The sequence below is a fragment of the Polaribacter sp. M10 genome (assembly GCF_054968445.1).
In genome coordinates this window covers 82696-99752 of sequence record NZ_JBSSBG010000001.1, presented here as the reverse complement: position 1 = coordinate 99752, position 17057 = coordinate 82696, and the positions used below count along the sequence as shown (strand labels likewise).

General features: G+C 30.4%; 16 protein-coding genes. 4 read left to right on the top strand and 12 right to left on the bottom strand.

The annotated features are described in order from the left end of the window. Positions 1 to 4: 4 nt before the first annotated feature. Together ACWYN7_RS00405 and ACWYN7_RS00400 are read left to right on the top strand one after the other, a co-directional pair. Entirely contained in the window at positions 5 to 868 is an 864-nt protein-coding gene (locus tag ACWYN7_RS00405) for an acyl-CoA thioesterase (protein WP_462857867.1), read from the top strand. Between the two features lie 21 nt (positions 869 to 889). After that, complete coding sequence (locus ACWYN7_RS00400) at positions 890 to 1237, top strand: SdpI family protein (protein ID WP_462857866.1); 348 nt, start codon at positions 890 to 892, stop codon at positions 1235 to 1237. A 4-nt stretch (positions 1238 to 1241) separates the two neighbouring features. On the opposite strand, the gene ACWYN7_RS00395 is transcribed toward ACWYN7_RS00400, so the two are convergent. The 3 genes from ACWYN7_RS00395 to porZ are packed head-to-tail and all read right to left on the bottom strand — an operon-like array spanning position 1242 to position 6783. Next, a complete protein-coding gene (locus ACWYN7_RS00395) occupies positions 1242 to 3731 on the bottom strand; it encodes a TonB-dependent receptor (protein WP_462857865.1) in 2490 nt (829 codons plus the stop codon). Beyond that, on the bottom strand, positions 3728 to 4453 hold the full coding sequence (gene recO, locus ACWYN7_RS00390; protein ID WP_462857864.1) for a DNA repair protein RecO: 726 nt from the start codon (positions 4451 to 4453) through the stop codon (positions 3728 to 3730). Before recO ends, ACWYN7_RS00395 begins: the two co-directional genes overlap by 4 nt. Beyond that, a complete protein-coding gene (gene porZ / locus ACWYN7_RS00385) occupies positions 4453 to 6783 on the bottom strand; it encodes a type IX secretion system anionic LPS delivery protein PorZ (RefSeq protein WP_462857863.1) in 2331 nt (776 codons plus the stop codon). The genes recO and porZ overlap by 1 nt, the downstream gene beginning before the upstream one ends. Before the next feature lie 86 nt (positions 6784 to 6869). Here porZ and ACWYN7_RS00380 point away from each other — a divergent pair, with 86 nt between their 5' ends. Beyond that, the gene (locus ACWYN7_RS00380; RefSeq protein WP_462857862.1) at positions 6870 to 7346 is read left to right on the top strand and encodes a CYTH domain-containing protein; all 477 of its coding nucleotides are present in this window, start codon (positions 6870 to 6872) and stop codon (positions 7344 to 7346) included. Here ACWYN7_RS00380 and trhA read toward each other — a convergent pair. Both trhA and ACWYN7_RS00370 read right to left on the bottom strand, forming a co-directional pair. Continuing rightward, positions 7341 to 7979, bottom strand: coding sequence for a PAQR family membrane homeostasis protein TrhA (gene trhA / locus ACWYN7_RS00375; protein WP_462857861.1), 639 nt, complete (start codon positions 7977 to 7979; stop codon positions 7341 to 7343). The genes ACWYN7_RS00380 and trhA overlap by 6 nt on opposite strands. Then, complete coding sequence (locus tag ACWYN7_RS00370) at positions 7951 to 8664, bottom strand: lysophospholipid acyltransferase family protein (protein WP_462857860.1); 714 nt, start codon at positions 8662 to 8664, stop codon at positions 7951 to 7953. The genes trhA and ACWYN7_RS00370 overlap by 29 nt, the downstream gene beginning before the upstream one ends. A gap of 198 nt (positions 8665 to 8862) precedes the next feature. Here ACWYN7_RS00370 and trpS point away from each other — a divergent pair, with 198 nt between their 5' ends. Beyond that, positions 8863 to 9831 carry a tryptophan--tRNA ligase gene (trpS, locus tag ACWYN7_RS00365; protein ID WP_459486530.1) on the top strand — a complete coding sequence of 323 codons (969 nt, stop codon included), beginning with the start codon at positions 8863 to 8865 and terminating at the stop codon, positions 9829 to 9831. Positions 9832 to 9895: 64 nt separating this feature from the next. On the opposite strand, the gene ACWYN7_RS00360 is transcribed toward trpS, so the two are convergent. From ACWYN7_RS00360 to ACWYN7_RS00330, 7 genes are all read right to left on the bottom strand, one after another. Further along, positions 9896 to 10876 (bottom strand): DUF4837 family protein, encoded by a 981-nt coding sequence (locus ACWYN7_RS00360; RefSeq protein WP_462857859.1) that lies wholly within the window; start codon positions 10874 to 10876, stop codon positions 9896 to 9898. Positions 10877 to 10984: 108 nt separating this feature from the next. Further along, the gene (locus tag ACWYN7_RS00355) at positions 10985 to 12295 is read right to left on the bottom strand and encodes a lytic transglycosylase domain-containing protein (RefSeq protein WP_462857858.1); all 1311 of its coding nucleotides are present in this window, start codon (positions 12293 to 12295) and stop codon (positions 10985 to 10987) included. Between the two features lie 43 nt (positions 12296 to 12338). Then, positions 12339 to 13100 carry an exodeoxyribonuclease III gene (locus ACWYN7_RS00350; RefSeq protein ID WP_462857857.1) on the bottom strand — a complete coding sequence of 254 codons (762 nt, stop codon included), beginning with the start codon at positions 13098 to 13100 and terminating at the stop codon, positions 12339 to 12341. A gap of 14 nt (positions 13101 to 13114) precedes the next feature. Beyond that, positions 13115 to 13342, bottom strand: coding sequence for a hypothetical protein (locus ACWYN7_RS00345; RefSeq protein ID WP_462857856.1), 228 nt, complete (start codon positions 13340 to 13342; stop codon positions 13115 to 13117). A gap of 1 nt (position 13343) precedes the next feature. Then, complete coding sequence (locus tag ACWYN7_RS00340; RefSeq protein ID WP_462857855.1) at positions 13344 to 14000, bottom strand: CoA transferase subunit B; 657 nt, start codon at positions 13998 to 14000, stop codon at positions 13344 to 13346. 2 nt (positions 14001 to 14002) lie between these two features. Beyond that, a complete protein-coding gene (locus tag ACWYN7_RS00335; RefSeq protein WP_462857854.1) occupies positions 14003 to 14704 on the bottom strand; it encodes a CoA transferase subunit A in 702 nt (233 codons plus the stop codon). Positions 14705 to 14774: 70 nt separating this feature from the next. After that, positions 14775 to 17057 (bottom strand): transglycosylase domain-containing protein, encoded by a 2283-nt coding sequence (locus tag ACWYN7_RS00330; protein ID WP_462857853.1) that lies wholly within the window; start codon positions 17055 to 17057, stop codon positions 14775 to 14777.

The following is a 17057-nucleotide window of genomic DNA, read 5'->3' as shown; positions in this document are numbered from 1 at the left end:
TTTAATGAAGAATAGTAAAGAACTCATCTCTCTTTTATCTTTAAAAGAAGTCACAAAAAACAAGTTTTTAGGAGAAAGTGTAACCATTGGAAGTGCAATTGTATTTGGTGGTCAAGTGCTGGCGCAAGCTGTACATGCTGCGTATAGAACAATTCCAGAAAATCGTTTTTTACATTCTTTACATTCGTATTTTTTAGAATCTGGAGATTTAACAATTCCTATAGAATACGATGTTTCTGAGGTTAGAAATGGTGGTAGTTTTTCTACAAGAAGAGTTACTGCAAGTCAGAATGGTAAAACCATATTTATTCTGGCTGCTTCTTTTCATAAAAAAGAAGAAGGATTTGAACATCAAGTTGCCATGAAAACGAATATTAAGCAACCCGAAGAACTATTAAGTTGGGATGATATGGCTGTTAAGTTTGGCGATTTTTTACCAAAAAGTATAAAAGCATTTTTAGAAATAGAAAGGCCAATTGCATTTAAACCTTTGGTTGTCCCAAATCCTTTAGAACCTAAAAACAGGCCTCCAAAAGAAGAAGTTTGGTTTAAATTAAAGGGAGATCTTCCAGAAATGAACATCCAAATGAAACATCAAATTTTGACCTATATTTCTGATTATAATGTGTTAAATGCTGCTTTTAATCCGAATGCAAAAGATTACAATTTTGGGAATACCATGACTGCGAGTTTAGATCATTCTATGTGGTTTTTTAGAGATTTTGATTTTAATGATTGGATGCTATTGTCTGCAGAATCACCAAATGCCTATGGTGCAAGAGGCTTGTGTAAAGCAAATATTTTTACAAGAGATGGTAAATTGATAGCTTCGTTAACACAAGAAGGTTTATTAAGACCTAAGAAATAATTAAAAGAAAAAAGAAAGAAAATGAGTCCTTTTATATATGTTTTAACCACTAATGGTTTGTTATTCTTATTAAGTGTTATTTTTTGGAAATTTCCACCAAAGAAAATCAACAACTTTTATGGCTACAGAACTTTTAAAGCAATGCAAAACCAAGAAATTTGGGATTTTGCAAATACTAATTTTAACAAAACCCTACTTTTTTATTCAGGTATATCTCTTTTAGGAGGTTTAGTACTTGCGCAGTTTTCTGCCAAAGAAATTTCTTGGGAGCCAATGGTTTTGGTAATGTTATCGATCTTAGTATCAATTATAAAAACAGAACGTGCTTTAAGTGATAACTTTACTGATGAAGGAAAACGAAAAAAGTAATCTTTTAAAAATTTGCCGTAAAAGAAACCGATAAATTTCTACCAGGAGAAGAAACTCCAGAAGCAAATTCTATATAATGTTCATCAAAGAGATTGTCTAATCTTGCTTGTACAGAAATGTTATTATTTACATCATAACTTCCATTTAAGCCAAAGGTCATCCAACTTGGTGCACCATAATAAATATCTTCATCATTTGTAGCATTGGCATCTACAATAGGAGTTAAATCGTGATTATCTATTCCTTCTGTAAAGTTAAAATCTTCGATATCTTTTTTGCTGTTAAATCTAAATTCTGCACCAAAAGCAATTTTATTTTTTCTATAATTTAGCTGAAACTGACCAAATAAGGGCGGAATTGAAGACATTGGTTCTTCAGTATCGTAAGTTCTACCTTTAGTGTAAGTTATAAAACCAGATGTATTGATAAGGTCAGAAATTTTACCCAAATAGTTCACAGTGTACCCTAAAATATATGCGTTTCCTTTATTTTGATTATTTACTGCATTACCAAATTCACCATCAAACTCTACTTGTTTTATACTACCATCAGCGTTAAAAACATAATCTCTTTGAATGTAATTGTCTAGTAAAGTGTAATATAGATTTGCTCCTAATCTAAACTTTCTATTATTAAAATATTTCTGAACACTAATTTCTGAACTGTATGCATATTCTGGTTTTACATCAAAATTAGGAATGGTTACATTACCAGATTTTTCGCGAACTCTTGCAACATCATCTATATTAGGAGAGCGAAAACCGGAAGATAAAACTCCATTTATTTGCCAATTTATATTGGGTTTATAAGCATAGCCCAAAGTTGCAGTAACAGCAGAATTATGAGTACTTACTGTTGTAGTTGGTAAATCTAAAAATGTTTCGTCTATCCATTTTGCATTTAAGTGTGTGTTAGTATAACGAATACCAGAATTTAAGGTAGATTTACTATTTACATCTTGTCTATACCCAATATAAACAGCAGAACTTAAGTAATTGCTTCCACCATCTGCGTAACGAGATTGTACTTTAAAATCATTAGAAAAACCATTAATTTGTCCATCTACTATATTTAAAGTTTTACCAAAAGAATTAGAGGTCAAATCGTTGTTTGCAACTTCAAAACCGTAAGAAAGAATTCTTGTTTTTTTTACATCAATTGGTACAGAAAAATCTCCATTTACACTAAATACATTTACAGTTTCTTCTCTATAAGATCGCTCTAAACTTCCAAATTTCCTTTGAATTCTACTTTCTTTTATATTTTGATATGCAGCTGTAATTGCTCCACTTTCTAACCAATTTTTATTTGGGTTGATTAAAAGTTGCGATGAAATTAACAACCTATCTTGAGGTCCATAATACCATTCTGCAAACTTTAGCGAAGAAGAATCTGTTGCATCTGTAAGCTCAGTTAATCTGTCAAATCTTTGGATATCTGATGATGTAGAATATTGTAAATTAACTTTTAAATCGGTGTTTTTAGATAATGGTACAAAGAATTTTTGCAAAACATCTGTTTGATTGTATCCTGTGTTTTTTAATCTATTTGGATCTGTATTTAAGGTCGGGTTTTCTTCATAATTTCCATTTATATTTTCTGAAAAATAGAATACTTTTCCCCAGTCTGAAAAACCGTGATTTCTATTTGTTCCTGTTTTTAAATTGCCAAAATCAGAATAAGAGACACTTGTAAAAGAAGCCCAATTGCTAAAACTAACTTCTGCAGAAACATTGGTAGTTATTTCTTGATTTACAGAAGAATACCTAGAAAATAATTGACTATTAACTTTTGTTTCTTCGGATAATTTAGGTGTTTTTGTATAATAATGGATAACTCCACCTAAAGCATCAGAACCATACATTACAGACGATGGTCCAAAAACAACTTCTGTTTTATCTAACAAATTTGGCGATAAAGTAATAGAGTTTTGCAAATGCCCTTTTCTATAAATTGCGTTATTCATTCTAACACCATCTACCACCAACAAAACACGATTAGATTCCATACCACGAATTACTGGGCTACCTCCACCAAACTGAGATTTTTGCACTTTTATACCAGGAATCGTAGCCAATAAATCTGCTGAAGTTTGGGGCGATACTTTTTGAATATCTTTAGAAGACAGTACAGCGATTTGCTCTGCAATACGTTTTGCTTTTTCTTCTTTTTTAAAAGATGAAATTATAACCTCATCTAACTCTTCTGATTCTTTAGCCAACTTTACGATAAAATTTAGCTCTCTTAACTTCGATTTCTTAATTTTTAAAACAGCGTAAGACAAATGAGAAAAATAAATAATTTCGCCTTCTTTGATTGATGAAAGATCTGTTAATCCATTATTATCAGTAGTTAAACTTACAGTATTATCAAAATTAAAAACGTTAACATTTTTAACCACTTTACCCGTTTCTTTATTTAAAACTTTAACTTTTTGAGCCAAAGAAATACTACTAATTAATACACAAAAAAGAAAAATATAATGTTTCATCATAAACTAAAAACGGTTTCTAAAACTTGTAAAGATTTGGGTTCTCTAAAACTGCCCAAATGTAATTTAAAATACTTTATAATCATTTGCAATACCAGTTGTCTTTCATCTTTACTGTAAGACACGTTTTCTATCCTATCAAAATTTATGCCTAACAGCTTTTTAAATTGATAAAAATCGTTTTTATGAATAACATTTTTATCTTGTATATCATCAGAGAATCTGCCTTCTAAAATATTAAAACCCATTTTCTCTTTTTGAGACATGTCTGGATAAAATCCTAAAAAACCAGTTAAATTCAATAAAAATAATAAATGAAAATTGGCAATTTTATCATGAATATCTAGCCATATAAAAGCCGTTTCTAAATAACTATATAAGGTTTTATTTTGCTCTTCTTCTTGTATAGAACTCGTTAAAATTTCTGATAAAAAAAACACCACAGATTGCTTTACAATATCTGAATGTATGGTTTTATAAGGATGAATAACTTGTACATCTTTAATAGAATTTAAAGTGTTTTTATTATTGTGATTGGCAACTATTTTTAACTGAGTAAGAGGTTGAAAATAAGCTGCTTTTATACCTTTCTTTTTAGGTTTAAGCACACCTCTAATCAAATAGGTTTTTACACCATCTTCTTCTGTATAACATTTTACAATTAAGCTAGTATCACCATATTTTAATGAACTTAGAACAATTGCTTTCGTGGTTACAACAGCCATTAATTTACAATTGCAATTTTTGTGGTGGTTGTTTCAGTAGCATCATCATTAGATAATAAAACAATATAAATACCAGAAGCTACTTTATGGCCTGCTAAATTTTTCTTGTTCCAAACTACTTTACCTCCTTGTAATTCTTGCCCTTCTACAACATTGGTTTCGTAAACTAAATTACCTGCAACATCTAAAATTTTAACATTAGTACCTTGAGGTAAATGTGTACCATTTCTACCATCAATAGTTACAGTTTCGTGGTTTTTTAAAGCAGGATTTGGGTATGCATAAACCTCTGCCAAAATTTCTCCAAAAGGTGCAACATTACTATTGTAGGCTACAATACCTTTATCTGTTGCAAAGTAAACTTTACCTGTACTTTTATCTACTCTAATTTTTAGAATTCTGTTAGAAGGCAAAGGAGAATTATCTTTACTGAAATTGGCTAAAGTAGTTTGCCCAGAAGGATTTGTGTACAAAACACCTCCACTATCTGTACCAAACCATTTGTTATCTGCACCATCTACAAAAATGGTATTAATTCTTTGATCGCCTAACAAGCGCTCACCTAATCCATTCTCTTCTATAATAACTGGTTCTGCATTTAAAACATCAGCATCAAAAACAGTAGATGCGTTTCTAAAAACAACCATTCCTGTTCTTGTACCTAACCAGACTCTGCCACTTTTATCAATAGCTACAGTTAACACATCTGTATCTGGTAAATTTCCTAAATTTTCGGTGGCAATTAATGCTCTTTTTCTATTTCCATTTTCATTATATACATAAACACCATTTCTTCTAGTACCCATCCAAATAGTATTATTGCTACTTATAGCAATTTCACTTAACCCTAATTGCGAAGGAACTGTTTTTAAATCACTTAAGTCAAAGCTAGTCCATTGACCATTTTGCGATAACTTTTTTAACTCTTCGCGTCTACTAATACTTGAAACCCACAAATTACCTTGACTGTCAAATGCAGAACCACTAACTCTTACTGTTACTATGTTAGGATTTGTAGCTTCAATATCTTCTAAAGGACTATTTAATTGATTGTAAAAAGTTTTTATCTCATCATTTTCTACAACTAACAAACCTCCAGTATTAAGTAAATTCTCATTATTTGTAGCTCCAAAAGAACTGATGTAAACTCTATTTTCGTGATTAGGATCTATAGAAACATAGTTTAAATCGGTTACAGGATAACTAGAGTCATAAGGAGTATTAATCCAGTTTTCTCCGTTAAAATGACTAAAACCTTTTTTAGATTGTGTTGGTGTATAGGTTATATCATACCCCCCATAAACTACCCAGAGATCATTATTTTTTACTTGTATCGAAAACACATCATTAGACAAAGGTCCTTCTGGATGAATTTCTTCGAAAGTATTAGCCTGAGAAGAAGTTGTTTTTAAAATTCCGAATTCTTCTGTGGCTAAATAAATAGTTTCATCTACAAATAATGAATTAGATAAAGTAAAATCAAAATCTGTAGTCGTTGTAAAATTAGCTGTTTGGCTGTTAGATGTATCTAAAACTACTGCACTTTTGTTTAGTGTAACCGTTAAATGTGAGCTTGATGAATTTAATGCAATAATCGTCTGAAAAAAGTCTCTAACTTGTGTTAAAGTTCCATTATTGAATTGATATAATTTATTGCCCTCTGAAACATAGACTTGATTATTAAAAAAAGAAATATTGCTAAATTCACGACCAGCAAAATTTTGATTCCAGTTGTTAAAATCAATCAATAAATTGTTACTAACATCCGCAGTAAAAACACCATCTTCTGTTGCTGCGTAAATGGTATTATTTTCTACAAGAGTTTGATGAATCACTAACGATGTTGAGCTATTTCCAATAAAAAAAGTATCACCAAATTCTAATTTTTCGATATTATATTCAACAATAGCAAAAGGTGTAGCTAAATATAAAATGTTACCAGATTCAGAAATGTGGTTGATGCTCTTATTACCAGATTGATTAAAGTTCACAATATCCGAAGAAATGGTTATGCTATTATCTTGATCTATAACCTCTACTAAACCATTTTCATAACCAATAATCAATCTATCGTAAGTAGCACTGTAATAAATTGCAGAAGTTGTTTCACCAGACAAACCCTGAATTGATGAAAATTTCTCAATTTCTAAAGTTGTTTCGTTAAAAGTAAAAACGGCATTATCTGCTAAAGCATAGATGATATCATCAACTTTTACAAAATCTTTTACATTATTATAAGAATAAAAATCTTCCCAAGAATCGCTATAATCTATTTGAGAAAAAACGGTAGAATACATACATAAAAGAAGAAGAAAAATTACTTTTTTCATAAAACTGATTATATTACCAAAGATATTTAAATATTGTAAATTAACGTTAAAAAGAGCTACATTAGTGCAAAATTGAAATAATTTTTATGAGTTTAGAAATAGAAAGAAAATTTTTAGTGATAAATGACGAATTCAAATCTGAAGCATATCAAAAAAAAATAATTAAACAAGGGTACTTAAATTCTGACAAAAACAGAACTGTTAGAGTTAGAATTGCTGATAACAAAGCATTTTTAACCATAAAAGGTAAAACAAATTCTTCTGGTACTACACGTTTTGAATGGGAAAAAGAAATTGATAAAAACGAAGCTGAAGAATTACTTTTGTTATGCGAACCTTCTATTATTGATAAAACTCGTTTTCTAGTAAAAAGCGATCATCATACTTATGAAATTGACGAATTTTATGGTGATAACGAAGGTTTAATTGTTGCTGAAATTGAATTAAATTCAGAAAATGAAACCTTTAAAAAACCTAATTGGTTAGGCAAAGAAGTTACTGGAAAGATCGAATATTACAACTCGAGTATCAGTAAAAATCCTTTTAAAAATTGGGTTTTATAAATTATAAATTGCCAAAAAATGACTAAAACTTCCTAACAATACAAAAAGATGAAAAATGGCATGGTTGTAGGGTATTTTTTTAATAGAATACAAAATTGCACCCGCTGAATAAAACACTCCACCAGCCACTAAATATTGAAAATTTTCGACAGAAATACTACTCATTAAAGGTTTTATAAAAAACATTACTTGCCAACCCATAAGCAAATACATTGCTGTTGAAATTTTATCGAATTTACCCGTAAAAAATAGTTTTAAAATGATGCCTGTAAGTGCAAAAAGCCAAACAAACAAAAACATATACCAACCTAATTTAGAATCTAAACCTACCAAACAAAAAGGAGAATAACTACCAGCAATTAAAACATAAATAGCTGCATGATCAAAAATATTTAAGCGTCTTCTTTTCTTCGGATGTTTTGCTGCGTGATAAAAAGTAGAGGCTGCATACAAAACAATCATACTTAAGCCATAAATGATAAAACTAGTTGGTTTCCAAAAATCATCAAAATTAAATGATTTTATCACCAAAAAAGGAAAAGCTACAACACTTAAAACCAATCCAAAACCATGAGAAATTATATTTAATTTCTCTTCTTTACTGCTATATAAGTGATTTAAATTCTCGCTCATTATTAGGTCTATTTGTGTCTTTCATAAACTTTTTATCATTTATCAAATCGTTATACATTACATTAAAAGTTTGGTCTTTTAAACTTTCTACATCTTTTTTTTCTAAATTTTTAGTTTCAATAAATTTATGTTGATGAATTCTAAAAACACCAGGACCGCCTTTAAAAAAATCCCAAGAAAAAAGTCGTTTACAATCGTAATAAATTTGTGGTACAATTGGCATTTTGTATTCTATTGCTAAACTAAAAGCACCTTTTTTAAAAGAAGCCAAAACTGTGTTTTCTGTAGGCACTAATCCTTCAGGAAAAATAGCCATACTAGTACCATTTTGCAATTTCTTTTTTGCCAATTCAAATACTTGTTTTCTACTTTTTGCATCGCTTCTATCTACCATAATAACAACTTTTTTGTAGAAAAAACCGAAAATTGGAATCTTTACAAATTCTTTTTTACCTACAAAAACAATCGGATTTTTGCTGAGAACCACCAACACAAACGGATCCATTAACGACGTATGATTGGGGCAAAACATATAACTTTTGTCTCTTTCTATTACTTGATCGTTTTGTATTTTTAAACGAAAACCCATTCCGTAAATCAATACTTTAGACCAAATTCTAACCATTTTCCAAAAGGTAGGATAGTAAGATTCTTTTGCTGTTAATGCAAACAAAAAAGGGAGCATCAACAAAATTGTTATTACCATTAAAATGTAAAACCATGCGCGCCAAATTAATAGAAAAGGTATTTTTAAATACTTCATAAACATCAAAAATACTAATATTCTTTTGTTTATTGATTTTATAAATCAAAACCTTATTTTTGCGCTCTTAAAGTGTTTTTATAACACTCTTTTTTAATTTTATCTTAAAATTATAAGTAAATGTCAAGAATTTTAACTGGAGTTCAAAGTACAGGAACACCGCATTTAGGAAATTTATTAGGTGCTATTTTACCCGCTATAAAAATGGCAAATAGTCCAGAAAATGAATCTTTTATTTTTATTGCAGATATGCATTCTTTAACGCAAATTAAAGATGGAGATTTATTAAGAGAAAACACGTATAGTGTTGCTGCTACTTGGCTTGCTTGTGGTTTAGATATTAATAAAACGATATTTTACAGACAAAGTGATATACCACAAGTAACAGAATTAACGTGGTATTTAAGCTGTTTTTTTCCGTATCAAAGATTAACTTTAGCTCACGGTTTTAAAGACAAAGCAGACAGACTTGCAGATGTAAATGCAGGTTTATTTACTTACCCAATGTTAATGGCTGCAGATATTTTATTATATGATGCAGAAATTGTACCTGTAGGTAAAGATCAATTGCAACATTTAGAAATGACTAGAGATGTTGCCAATCGTTTTAATAACATTGTTGGTAAAACATTAGTTGCACCAGAGGCTAAGATTCAAGAAAACACAAAATTAGTACCTGGTATTGATGGCGAAAAAATGAGTAAATCTAGAAATAACATTATTAATATTTTTTTAGCGGATAAAAAGCTAAGAAAACAAGTAATGTCTATTAAAACGGATAGCAAAGGTTTAGAAGAACCTAAAGACCCTGATACAGATAATGTTTTTGCGCTTTATAAATTATTAGCTTCTGATGATCAAATTGCTGAAATGAGAGCAAATTACGAAGGTGGAAATTATGGTTATGGACACGCAAAACAAGCTTTGTACGAATTAATTCTTGATAAGTTTGCTACAATTAGAGAACGTTACCATCATTTTATGGAAAATAAAAATGAAATTGATGAAGCGTTAACTATAGGTGCAGAAAAAGCAACCTTGGTAGCCAACGATGTTTTAAAAAGAGTAAGAGAAAAAATAGGATATTAAATTATAGATCACCAAAAAAAAATGCCGCTAAAAGCGGCATTTTTTATGGATTGTAATTTACTTTTTATTGAATCTTCATCGATTTTGCAATAGCTTCTAACTCAAATAAAAATGCTCTTTTACTAACTGAAGGTGCATACGTAAATCCTTCAAAAACAATTAACCTGTTTTTCTTTTCATCAATAATTGTATAATTTAAAAATGGACCAGCCATAAAATCGTCTTTTACCTCCCATTTACCACGAGTTTCGTAAGCTTTTCTACCATCAATTTGGGCATCAAAAGTAAATGGTGTGTAGGCTTTTTCTGTAATCATATACATGCCTTCTTTAGAACCAGGTATATATTTTTTACCAATTCTATTTCTAATGGCTACAATACTATCAGAAACCGTTTCTTTATCTTCTAAAGGTACAGAATACACCAAAATATTATTGCTACCCGATTTTGCAATTCCGCTTGTTAAATGGTTACGTAGCCATAAAAACTCTCCAGTATCATCTACTTTATTAAATTTATCTGGTATGGTTAAAGAAATCCCTAAGTTTTTAAGCGTTAAAAACTGAGAATCATCTAACCTGTCTTTGTAAAAAATATTTTTTGTAAAACTAATATCAGCGTCTAAAAAGATTCTTCTAATTTCTTGTTTACGTTCTTGTAGAATTTTAATAATACTTGCATCGTCTTTTGCTTGAATATAAATAATAGTTTGCGGCTTTGCATACACATTATTTTTAACCGTAAAATTTTCTGTATCTCCTTCATTAATAATTAGAATATTTCTACTCGCTTTCATCATTGAGCTAAATCCATTAGGAGCTACTTGAGATACTGATAATATTGGTTCTGGCTGTGGTAAACCTACTTGTAATTCGCCAAAAGAATTTCTTATTTCTGTACCCACATCTCCTGTCCAATCGCTAATTTTGGCAACAACCATTACTTTGTTAATTTTACCAATAGAATCTTTTAAAATCATTTTATCGTTTCCAACACAAGCGCTTAACAATATGGTAAAGATTACAATTGATAGTATTTTTTTCATGAGATTCATTTTATAATATTTTAGGTTAGTTTTTCTTTTACCACCAAAAATTGTTCCATTTTATGTTAATTTAAAACAGAAAGTTATTTTTTTCTAAAAGTAATTAATTTATCGAATTCTCTTAGGATAAATATAAAGTCTTTGTCCAATTTTTAAATCACTGGTTTTTAAACCATTCCACTGTTTAATATTACTAACCCTAACCCCAAATTTATTGGCAATTTTACCTAAATAATCTCCACTTTTTACTTTGTAACGAATACGTTTATCCATTTCAAAATATTTAGGTAAAGGTTTTTCTCTTTTGGCATCGTCTAAATCTGCTAAAGTATACAATTCTTGTTCTTTATCTAAAAAGTCGATAATTTTATTTGATGGAAGCCTAACAGCGTAATTTCTATCTTTTATATGCGGAATAATATCTAATTTATACGCCGGATTTAAAAAAGATAAAACTTGCTCATCAACATTTATCGTTTCTGAAATCTGATCAAAAGAAATGGTTCTTTTTACCTGAATGGTATCTGTCTGAAAATTAAAAAACTTAGGCAATTCTGAATAAATATTATGTTCGTTTGCATATTCGAAAATATACATTGTTGCATAAAAAGCAGGTACATAACCTGCTGTTTCTGTTGGTAAATAAGGTCTTATATTCCAATAATTTTTAAAACCTCCAGAACGTTTTATGGCTTTAGACACATTTCCTGGACCTGAATTATAGGCTGCTAATGCCAAATCCCAATCACCAAAAATTTTGTACAATTGACTTAAATATTTACATGCAGCAATGGTAGATTTTACAGGATCGTATCTTTCATCTACATAAGAACTTACTTTTAAATCGAACTGTTTTCCTGTTCCGTACATAAATTGCCACATACCAGAAGCCCCAACTCTAGATCTGGCTTTTGGTCTTAAAGCAGATTCTACAATGGCTAGATATTTCATTTCTAAAGGAATATCATATTGATCTAAATACTGCTCAAACATTGGAAAATAATATTTTGCTTTGGCCATTAAAGCTGGATAATATTTTTTTCTGTAACGTAAATATCCATTAATTACTTTTTCTAAAGCAGGATTAAAAGCTAAGTTAAAAGGCGTTTTTTCGTTTAAATCGGCCAACCGACTTTTCATTAAATCTGTGGTTAAAACAAGATTAAAATCGCCTTTAATGTCTTTATCATCTAAAACATATTCTAAAGTATCTATTAATGGTGAGTTGAATTTTTCATCAACCAAAAGACTATCGATTAATTTTAAATCGTTATCTGTAAAAAATTCTTTAATAACTGGTGTTTTAATAGAATCTTTTGCAACAATTAAGGTGTCTATTTTTATGGTTGATAAACTATCTTTTTCTTGTTGAGAAAATATAGCATTTGTAATTAAAAGGAATATGAAAAATTTCTTCATTTAATAGTAAAGGTGCTGCTTTTGCAAACCGGACATTTGTATGTTAAAACTCAAGCTCTAAGGCTATAGGACAATGATCTGAATGTTTGGCTTCTGGTAAAATATAAGCCCTAGAAATGTTTTCTTTTAAAGGTTCTGAAACCATGGCATAATCTAATCGCCAACCTTTATTATTTGCTCTAGAATTTGCTCTGTAGCTCCACCAAGAATATTGTTGAGCATCTTTGTTTAAATATCGGAAACTATCTATAAATCCGTTGTTGATAAATTTGCCAATCCAAGTTCTTTCTTCAGGTAAAAAACCAGAAACACCTTTCATTTTTGGATTATGAATATCTATTTCTTCATGACAAATATTATAGTCGCCACAAATAACCAAATTCGGGATTTGTTGTTTTAAATTGTTGATGTATTCTTGAAATTCATCCATATAAGTAAACTTATAATCTAACCTTGCAGAGTTTGTTCCAGAAGGCAAATACAGACTCATGATAGAAACCTCATCAAAATCTACTCTAAGATTTCTACCTTCAAAATCCATAGTTTCTATTCCTGTACCATATTCGATATGATTTGGTTTTTCTTTACAGAAAATGGCCACAGATGAATAGCCTTTTTTTTGTGCTGAAAACCAATAGTGATAAGGATAACCTGCATTTTCGAACAAAGTTAAATCTAGTTGTTCTTTATGCGCTTTGGTTTCTTGAATGCAAATTACATCTGGACTTGCAGCTTGTAACCAATCTAAAAATCCTTTTTTTAATGCTGCTCTAATTCCGTTTACGTTATATGATATTATTTTCATGTGGATTTTTGATTTTAATCAATAATAATTGGATTCTTTAAAAAAAGCCAAGTAATTTGTTTTCTTTTTCCTGTTTGGGTAAGAATTAGTTTTTTTCTTGGAGATAAAATAAAAGCAACAACACTACAAACACCTATTTTTAAAACTAAGTTATCGGTTGTATAAATCAAATCAAAAATCCACATAAAAACAACAATCAATATTGGATAAACTAGCCAGTATACTTTTTTAAATAATTCCATTTTAAATATTCATTTCCGGGATTTCTCCATTTACAACTAGAGTACCTTCAGTAGCTTTTTTTATATCTTCTACAGACACGCCTGGTGCTCTTTCTAACAAATGAAAGGCCTTATTTTTCACCTCTAAAACTGCTAAATTGGTTACTATTTTGGTTACACAACCTACGCCTGTTAATGGCAAAGAACATTGTTTTAAAATTTTAGATTCTCCTCTTTTGTTGGTGTGCATCATAGCTACAATAATATTTTCTGCAGAAGCCACCAAATCCATTGCTCCACCCATACCTTTTACCATTTTTCCAGGAATTTTCCAGTTGGCAATATCTCCATTTTCTGCAACTTCCATTGCTCCTAAAATGGTTAAATCTACGTGTTTGCCACGAATCATGGCAAAACTTGTAGCAGAATCAAAAAAACTTGCACCTGGCAATGTGGTTATGGTTTGTTTCCCTGCATTTATAATATCTGCATCCTCTTCTCCTTCAAAAGGAAAAGGGCCCATGCCTAAAACTCCATTTTCGCTTTGGAATTCTACCTCTATATCTTCTCTTACATAATTTGCTACTAAAGTTGGAATTCCTATACCTAGATTTACGTAAAATCCATTTTGAACTTCTTGTGCAATTCGCTTAGCGATTCCGTTTTTGTCTAAAGCCATAACTAATGTTTTTGTCTTACAGTTCGTTGTTCAATTCTTTTTTCGTAATCTGTACCCTGAAAAATACGTTGTACAAATATTCCTGGAACATGAATTGTATTCGGATCTAGTTCACCAACTTCTACCAATTCTTCTACTTCTACAACTGTAATTGTAGCTGCACCACACATATTCGGATTAAAATTTCTTGCTGTTCCTTTAAAAACCAAATTACCAGCAGCATCTCCTTTCCATGCTTTTACAAAAGCAAAATCGGCTTTAAATGCAGGTTCTAAAACATACATTTTACCATTAAACGCTCTGGTTTCTTTACCTTCTGCAACTTCAGTTCCATAACCTGCAGGTGTATAAAAAGCAGGAAAACCAGCTTGTGCTGCTCTACATTTTTCTGCTAAAGTACCTTGTGGCGTTAATTCTACCTCTAATTCTCCTGATAACATTTGACGTTCGAATTCATCATTTTCGCCAACGTAAGAAGAAATCATTTTTTTTATTTGTTTATTTTGTAATAATAAGCCCAAGCCAAAATCATCAACCCCAGCATTATTAGAAATACAAGTTAACCCTCTAACATTTAGATTTACCAACTCTGCAATTGCATTTTCTGGTATACCACACAAACCAAAACCACCCAACATTAAAGTCATTCTGCTTTTTACGCCAACAAGTGCTTCTTGCACATTATTTACTTTTTTGTTTATCATACTTTAGGTTTTAGGATGTATAAAATAATAAAAATCTAAAACAATTAAATAGTTATGGTTTTTAATACTTTTAAAAATCGGTATCTTCTTCTACAATTACTTTAGTATTTTCTTTACCTTCTTCTACTTCAGCTCCATCACAATCTATATTTATGGATAAATCTTCTGGCTTTTCAAATTCTTCTTGACTAATATTAAGTGTTTTATCAGCATAACATTTTTTCATAAATAGAGCCCAAGTTGGTAAAGACATTGTAGCTCCTTGACCTAATCTAATACCTGCAAAATGTGTGGCTCTATCTTCACCACCAGTCCAAACACCTGTTGCTAAATTAGGTACAATTCCCATAAACCAACCATCAGATTGATTTTGTGTTGTACCAGTTTTACCTGCAATTTCATTATCAAACTCATATGGAAAACCTGTTACAGCTTTACCTCCTGATGTCCATTTAGAACGCAATCGAATTCCTGATCCAGAATCTGTAACACCTTGCAATAAATTTAAGATTACATAAGCAGATTCTTCACTTAACACCTCTTCAGTTTTAGGTACAAAATCTTTTAAAACGGTTCCATTTTTATCTTCAATTCTTGTAATAATCATTGGTTTAACTCGCAAACCCTTGTTGGCAAACGTACTGTATGCACTTACCATTTCGTATAAAGATAAATCTACAGCACCCAAAGCTATTGATGGATTTGGTTTAATTTCTGTTTCTATACCTGCAGAATTTGCTAAACGAACAACATTTATTGGTGCAACTTGATCTATTAAATTTGCAGTTACCACATTTGTAGAAGTAGCTAAAGCATCTTTTAAACTTAACATTCCTCCATATTTATCGTTAGAATTTTTTGGAGTCCATTCTTCTGGAATTCCATATTTACCAGCAGGAATTGTATATGGCGTATTTGGCAAAACATCACAAGGAGATTTTCTTAATTGATTAATGGCAGTTGCATAAACAAATGGTTTAAAAGTAGAACCAACTTGTCTTTTTTGTTGTGCAACAGCATCGTATTTAAAATGTTTGTTATTAATACCACCAACCCAAGCTTTTATATGACCTGTTTGTGGTTCAATTGATAACAATCCTGAACGTAAAAACGATTTGTAATATTTAATAGAATCATTTGGAGACATAATTGTGTCTATATTTCCTTTCCAAGAAAAAACTTTCATTTTGGTTTTTTTGTTGAAAATTTCATCTATTTCTTTGGATGATTTTCCTGCAATTTTTAGCCTTTTATATCGTTCAGAATTCTTTTTTGCTCTATTTAAAATTCCGTTTATTTGATCTTTTTCTAAATCGTAAAAAGGTGCAGTTTTATTTCTTTTTTGTTCTTTAAAAAAGTACGATTGCAAATTAGCCATGTGTTCTGAAACTGCTTCTTCTGCATACTTTTGCATTCTAGAATCGATAGTTACATAGATTTTTAAACCATCACTAAAAATATCATATTGTTCTCCATTAGGTTTTGGATTGTTTTTAACCCAAGTTCTCATCACCTTTTGTAAATGCGTTCTAAAGTAAGTTGCATAACCTTCATCATGGCTTTCTGGTGTATAATTAATACCTAAAGGCAATTGCTGTAATTCTAGCTTTTCTCTTTCTGTTATAATGCCATTTCTAGTCATTTGAAGCAATACAACATTTCTTCTTTGTTTTACTTTTGCTTCTCTTCTTAAAGGATTAAAATAGGATGAGTTTTTTAACATCCCTACTAACATTGCAGATTCGTGAATTTCTAATTCTTTAGGTTCTTTACCAAAATAAATTCTTGCAGCAGAACGTATACCAACTGCCTGATTTAAAAAATCATATTTATTTAAATACATGGCAATAATTTCGTCTTTGGTATATTGACTTTCTAACTTGGTAGCCACTACCCATTCTTTCATTTTCTGCCCAATTCTTTTAAAAATATTTCTTGAGGCCTTACCCGTAAATAGCATTTTTGCTAACTGTTGAGTAATTGTACTTGCACCTCCACTACCTGGTTTTAAAACCGCTCTTGCAGTACCTCTAAAATCGATTCCAGAATGCTCGTAAAAACGTTCGTCTTCTGTGGCTACTAATGCGTTTACCAAATTTTGTGGTAAGTCTTTAAATTTTACTGGAGTTCTGTTTTCTTTTGCGTATTTACCAATGGTAACACCATCTGCAGAAATAACTTCGGTGGCTAAATTGGTTTGCGGATTCTCTAACTCTTCAAAAGTGGGTAGCGTACCTAAACCACCAGAAGCTGCTGTATAAAACAGTAGTATAAAGATTAATAATATCGAAAAAAGAATACCCCAAAACCATAGCAGGTATTTTTTAAAACTTGTTGTTTGTTTTTGTGCCAT

Excerpts from the sequence above, each read along its gene's own strand:
- ACWYN7_RS00405 (WP_462857867.1), top strand. The coding sequence starts at position 5 with ATGAAGAATAGTAAAGAACTCATCTCTCTTTTATCTTTAAAAGAAGTC.
- ACWYN7_RS00400 (WP_462857866.1), top strand. The coding sequence starts at position 890 with ATGAGTCCTTTTATATATGTTTTAACCACTAATGGTTTGTTATTCTTA.
- ACWYN7_RS00395 (WP_462857865.1), bottom strand. The coding sequence starts at position 3,731 with ATGATGAAACATTATATTTTTCTTTTTTGTGTATTAATTAGTAGTATT.
- recO (WP_462857864.1), bottom strand. The coding sequence starts at position 4,453 with ATGGCTGTTGTAACCACGAAAGCAATTGTTCTAAGTTCATTAAAATAT.
- porZ (WP_462857863.1), bottom strand. The coding sequence starts at position 6,783 with ATGAAAAAAGTAATTTTTCTTCTTCTTTTATGTATGTATTCTACCGTT.
- ACWYN7_RS00380 (WP_462857862.1), top strand. The coding sequence starts at position 6,870 with ATGAGTTTAGAAATAGAAAGAAAATTTTTAGTGATAAATGACGAATTC.
- trhA (WP_462857861.1), bottom strand. The coding sequence starts at position 7,979 with ATGAGCGAGAATTTAAATCACTTATATAGCAGTAAAGAAGAGAAATTA.
- ACWYN7_RS00370 (WP_462857860.1), bottom strand. The coding sequence starts at position 8,664 with ATGCTCCCTTTTTTGTTTGCATTAACAGCAAAAGAATCTTACTATCCT.
- trpS (WP_459486530.1), top strand. The coding sequence starts at position 8,863 with ATGTCAAGAATTTTAACTGGAGTTCAAAGTACAGGAACACCGCATTTA.
- ACWYN7_RS00360 (WP_462857859.1), bottom strand. The coding sequence starts at position 10,876 with ATGAAAAAAATACTATCAATTGTAATCTTTACCATATTGTTAAGCGCT.
- ACWYN7_RS00355 (WP_462857858.1), bottom strand. The coding sequence starts at position 12,295 with ATGAAGAAATTTTTCATATTCCTTTTAATTACAAATGCTATATTTTCT.
- ACWYN7_RS00350 (WP_462857857.1), bottom strand. The coding sequence starts at position 13,100 with ATGAAAATAATATCATATAACGTAAACGGAATTAGAGCAGCATTAAAA.
- ACWYN7_RS00345 (WP_462857856.1), bottom strand. The coding sequence starts at position 13,342 with ATGGAATTATTTAAAAAAGTATACTGGCTAGTTTATCCAATATTGATT.
- ACWYN7_RS00340 (WP_462857855.1), bottom strand. The coding sequence starts at position 14,000 with ATGGCTTTAGACAAAAACGGAATCGCTAAGCGAATTGCACAAGAAGTT.
- ACWYN7_RS00335 (WP_462857854.1), bottom strand. The coding sequence starts at position 14,704 with ATGATAAACAAAAAAGTAAATAATGTGCAAGAAGCACTTGTTGGCGTA.
- ACWYN7_RS00330 (WP_462857853.1), bottom strand. The coding sequence starts at position 17,057 with ATGGCACAAAAACAAACAACAAGTTTTAAAAAATACCTGCTATGGTTT.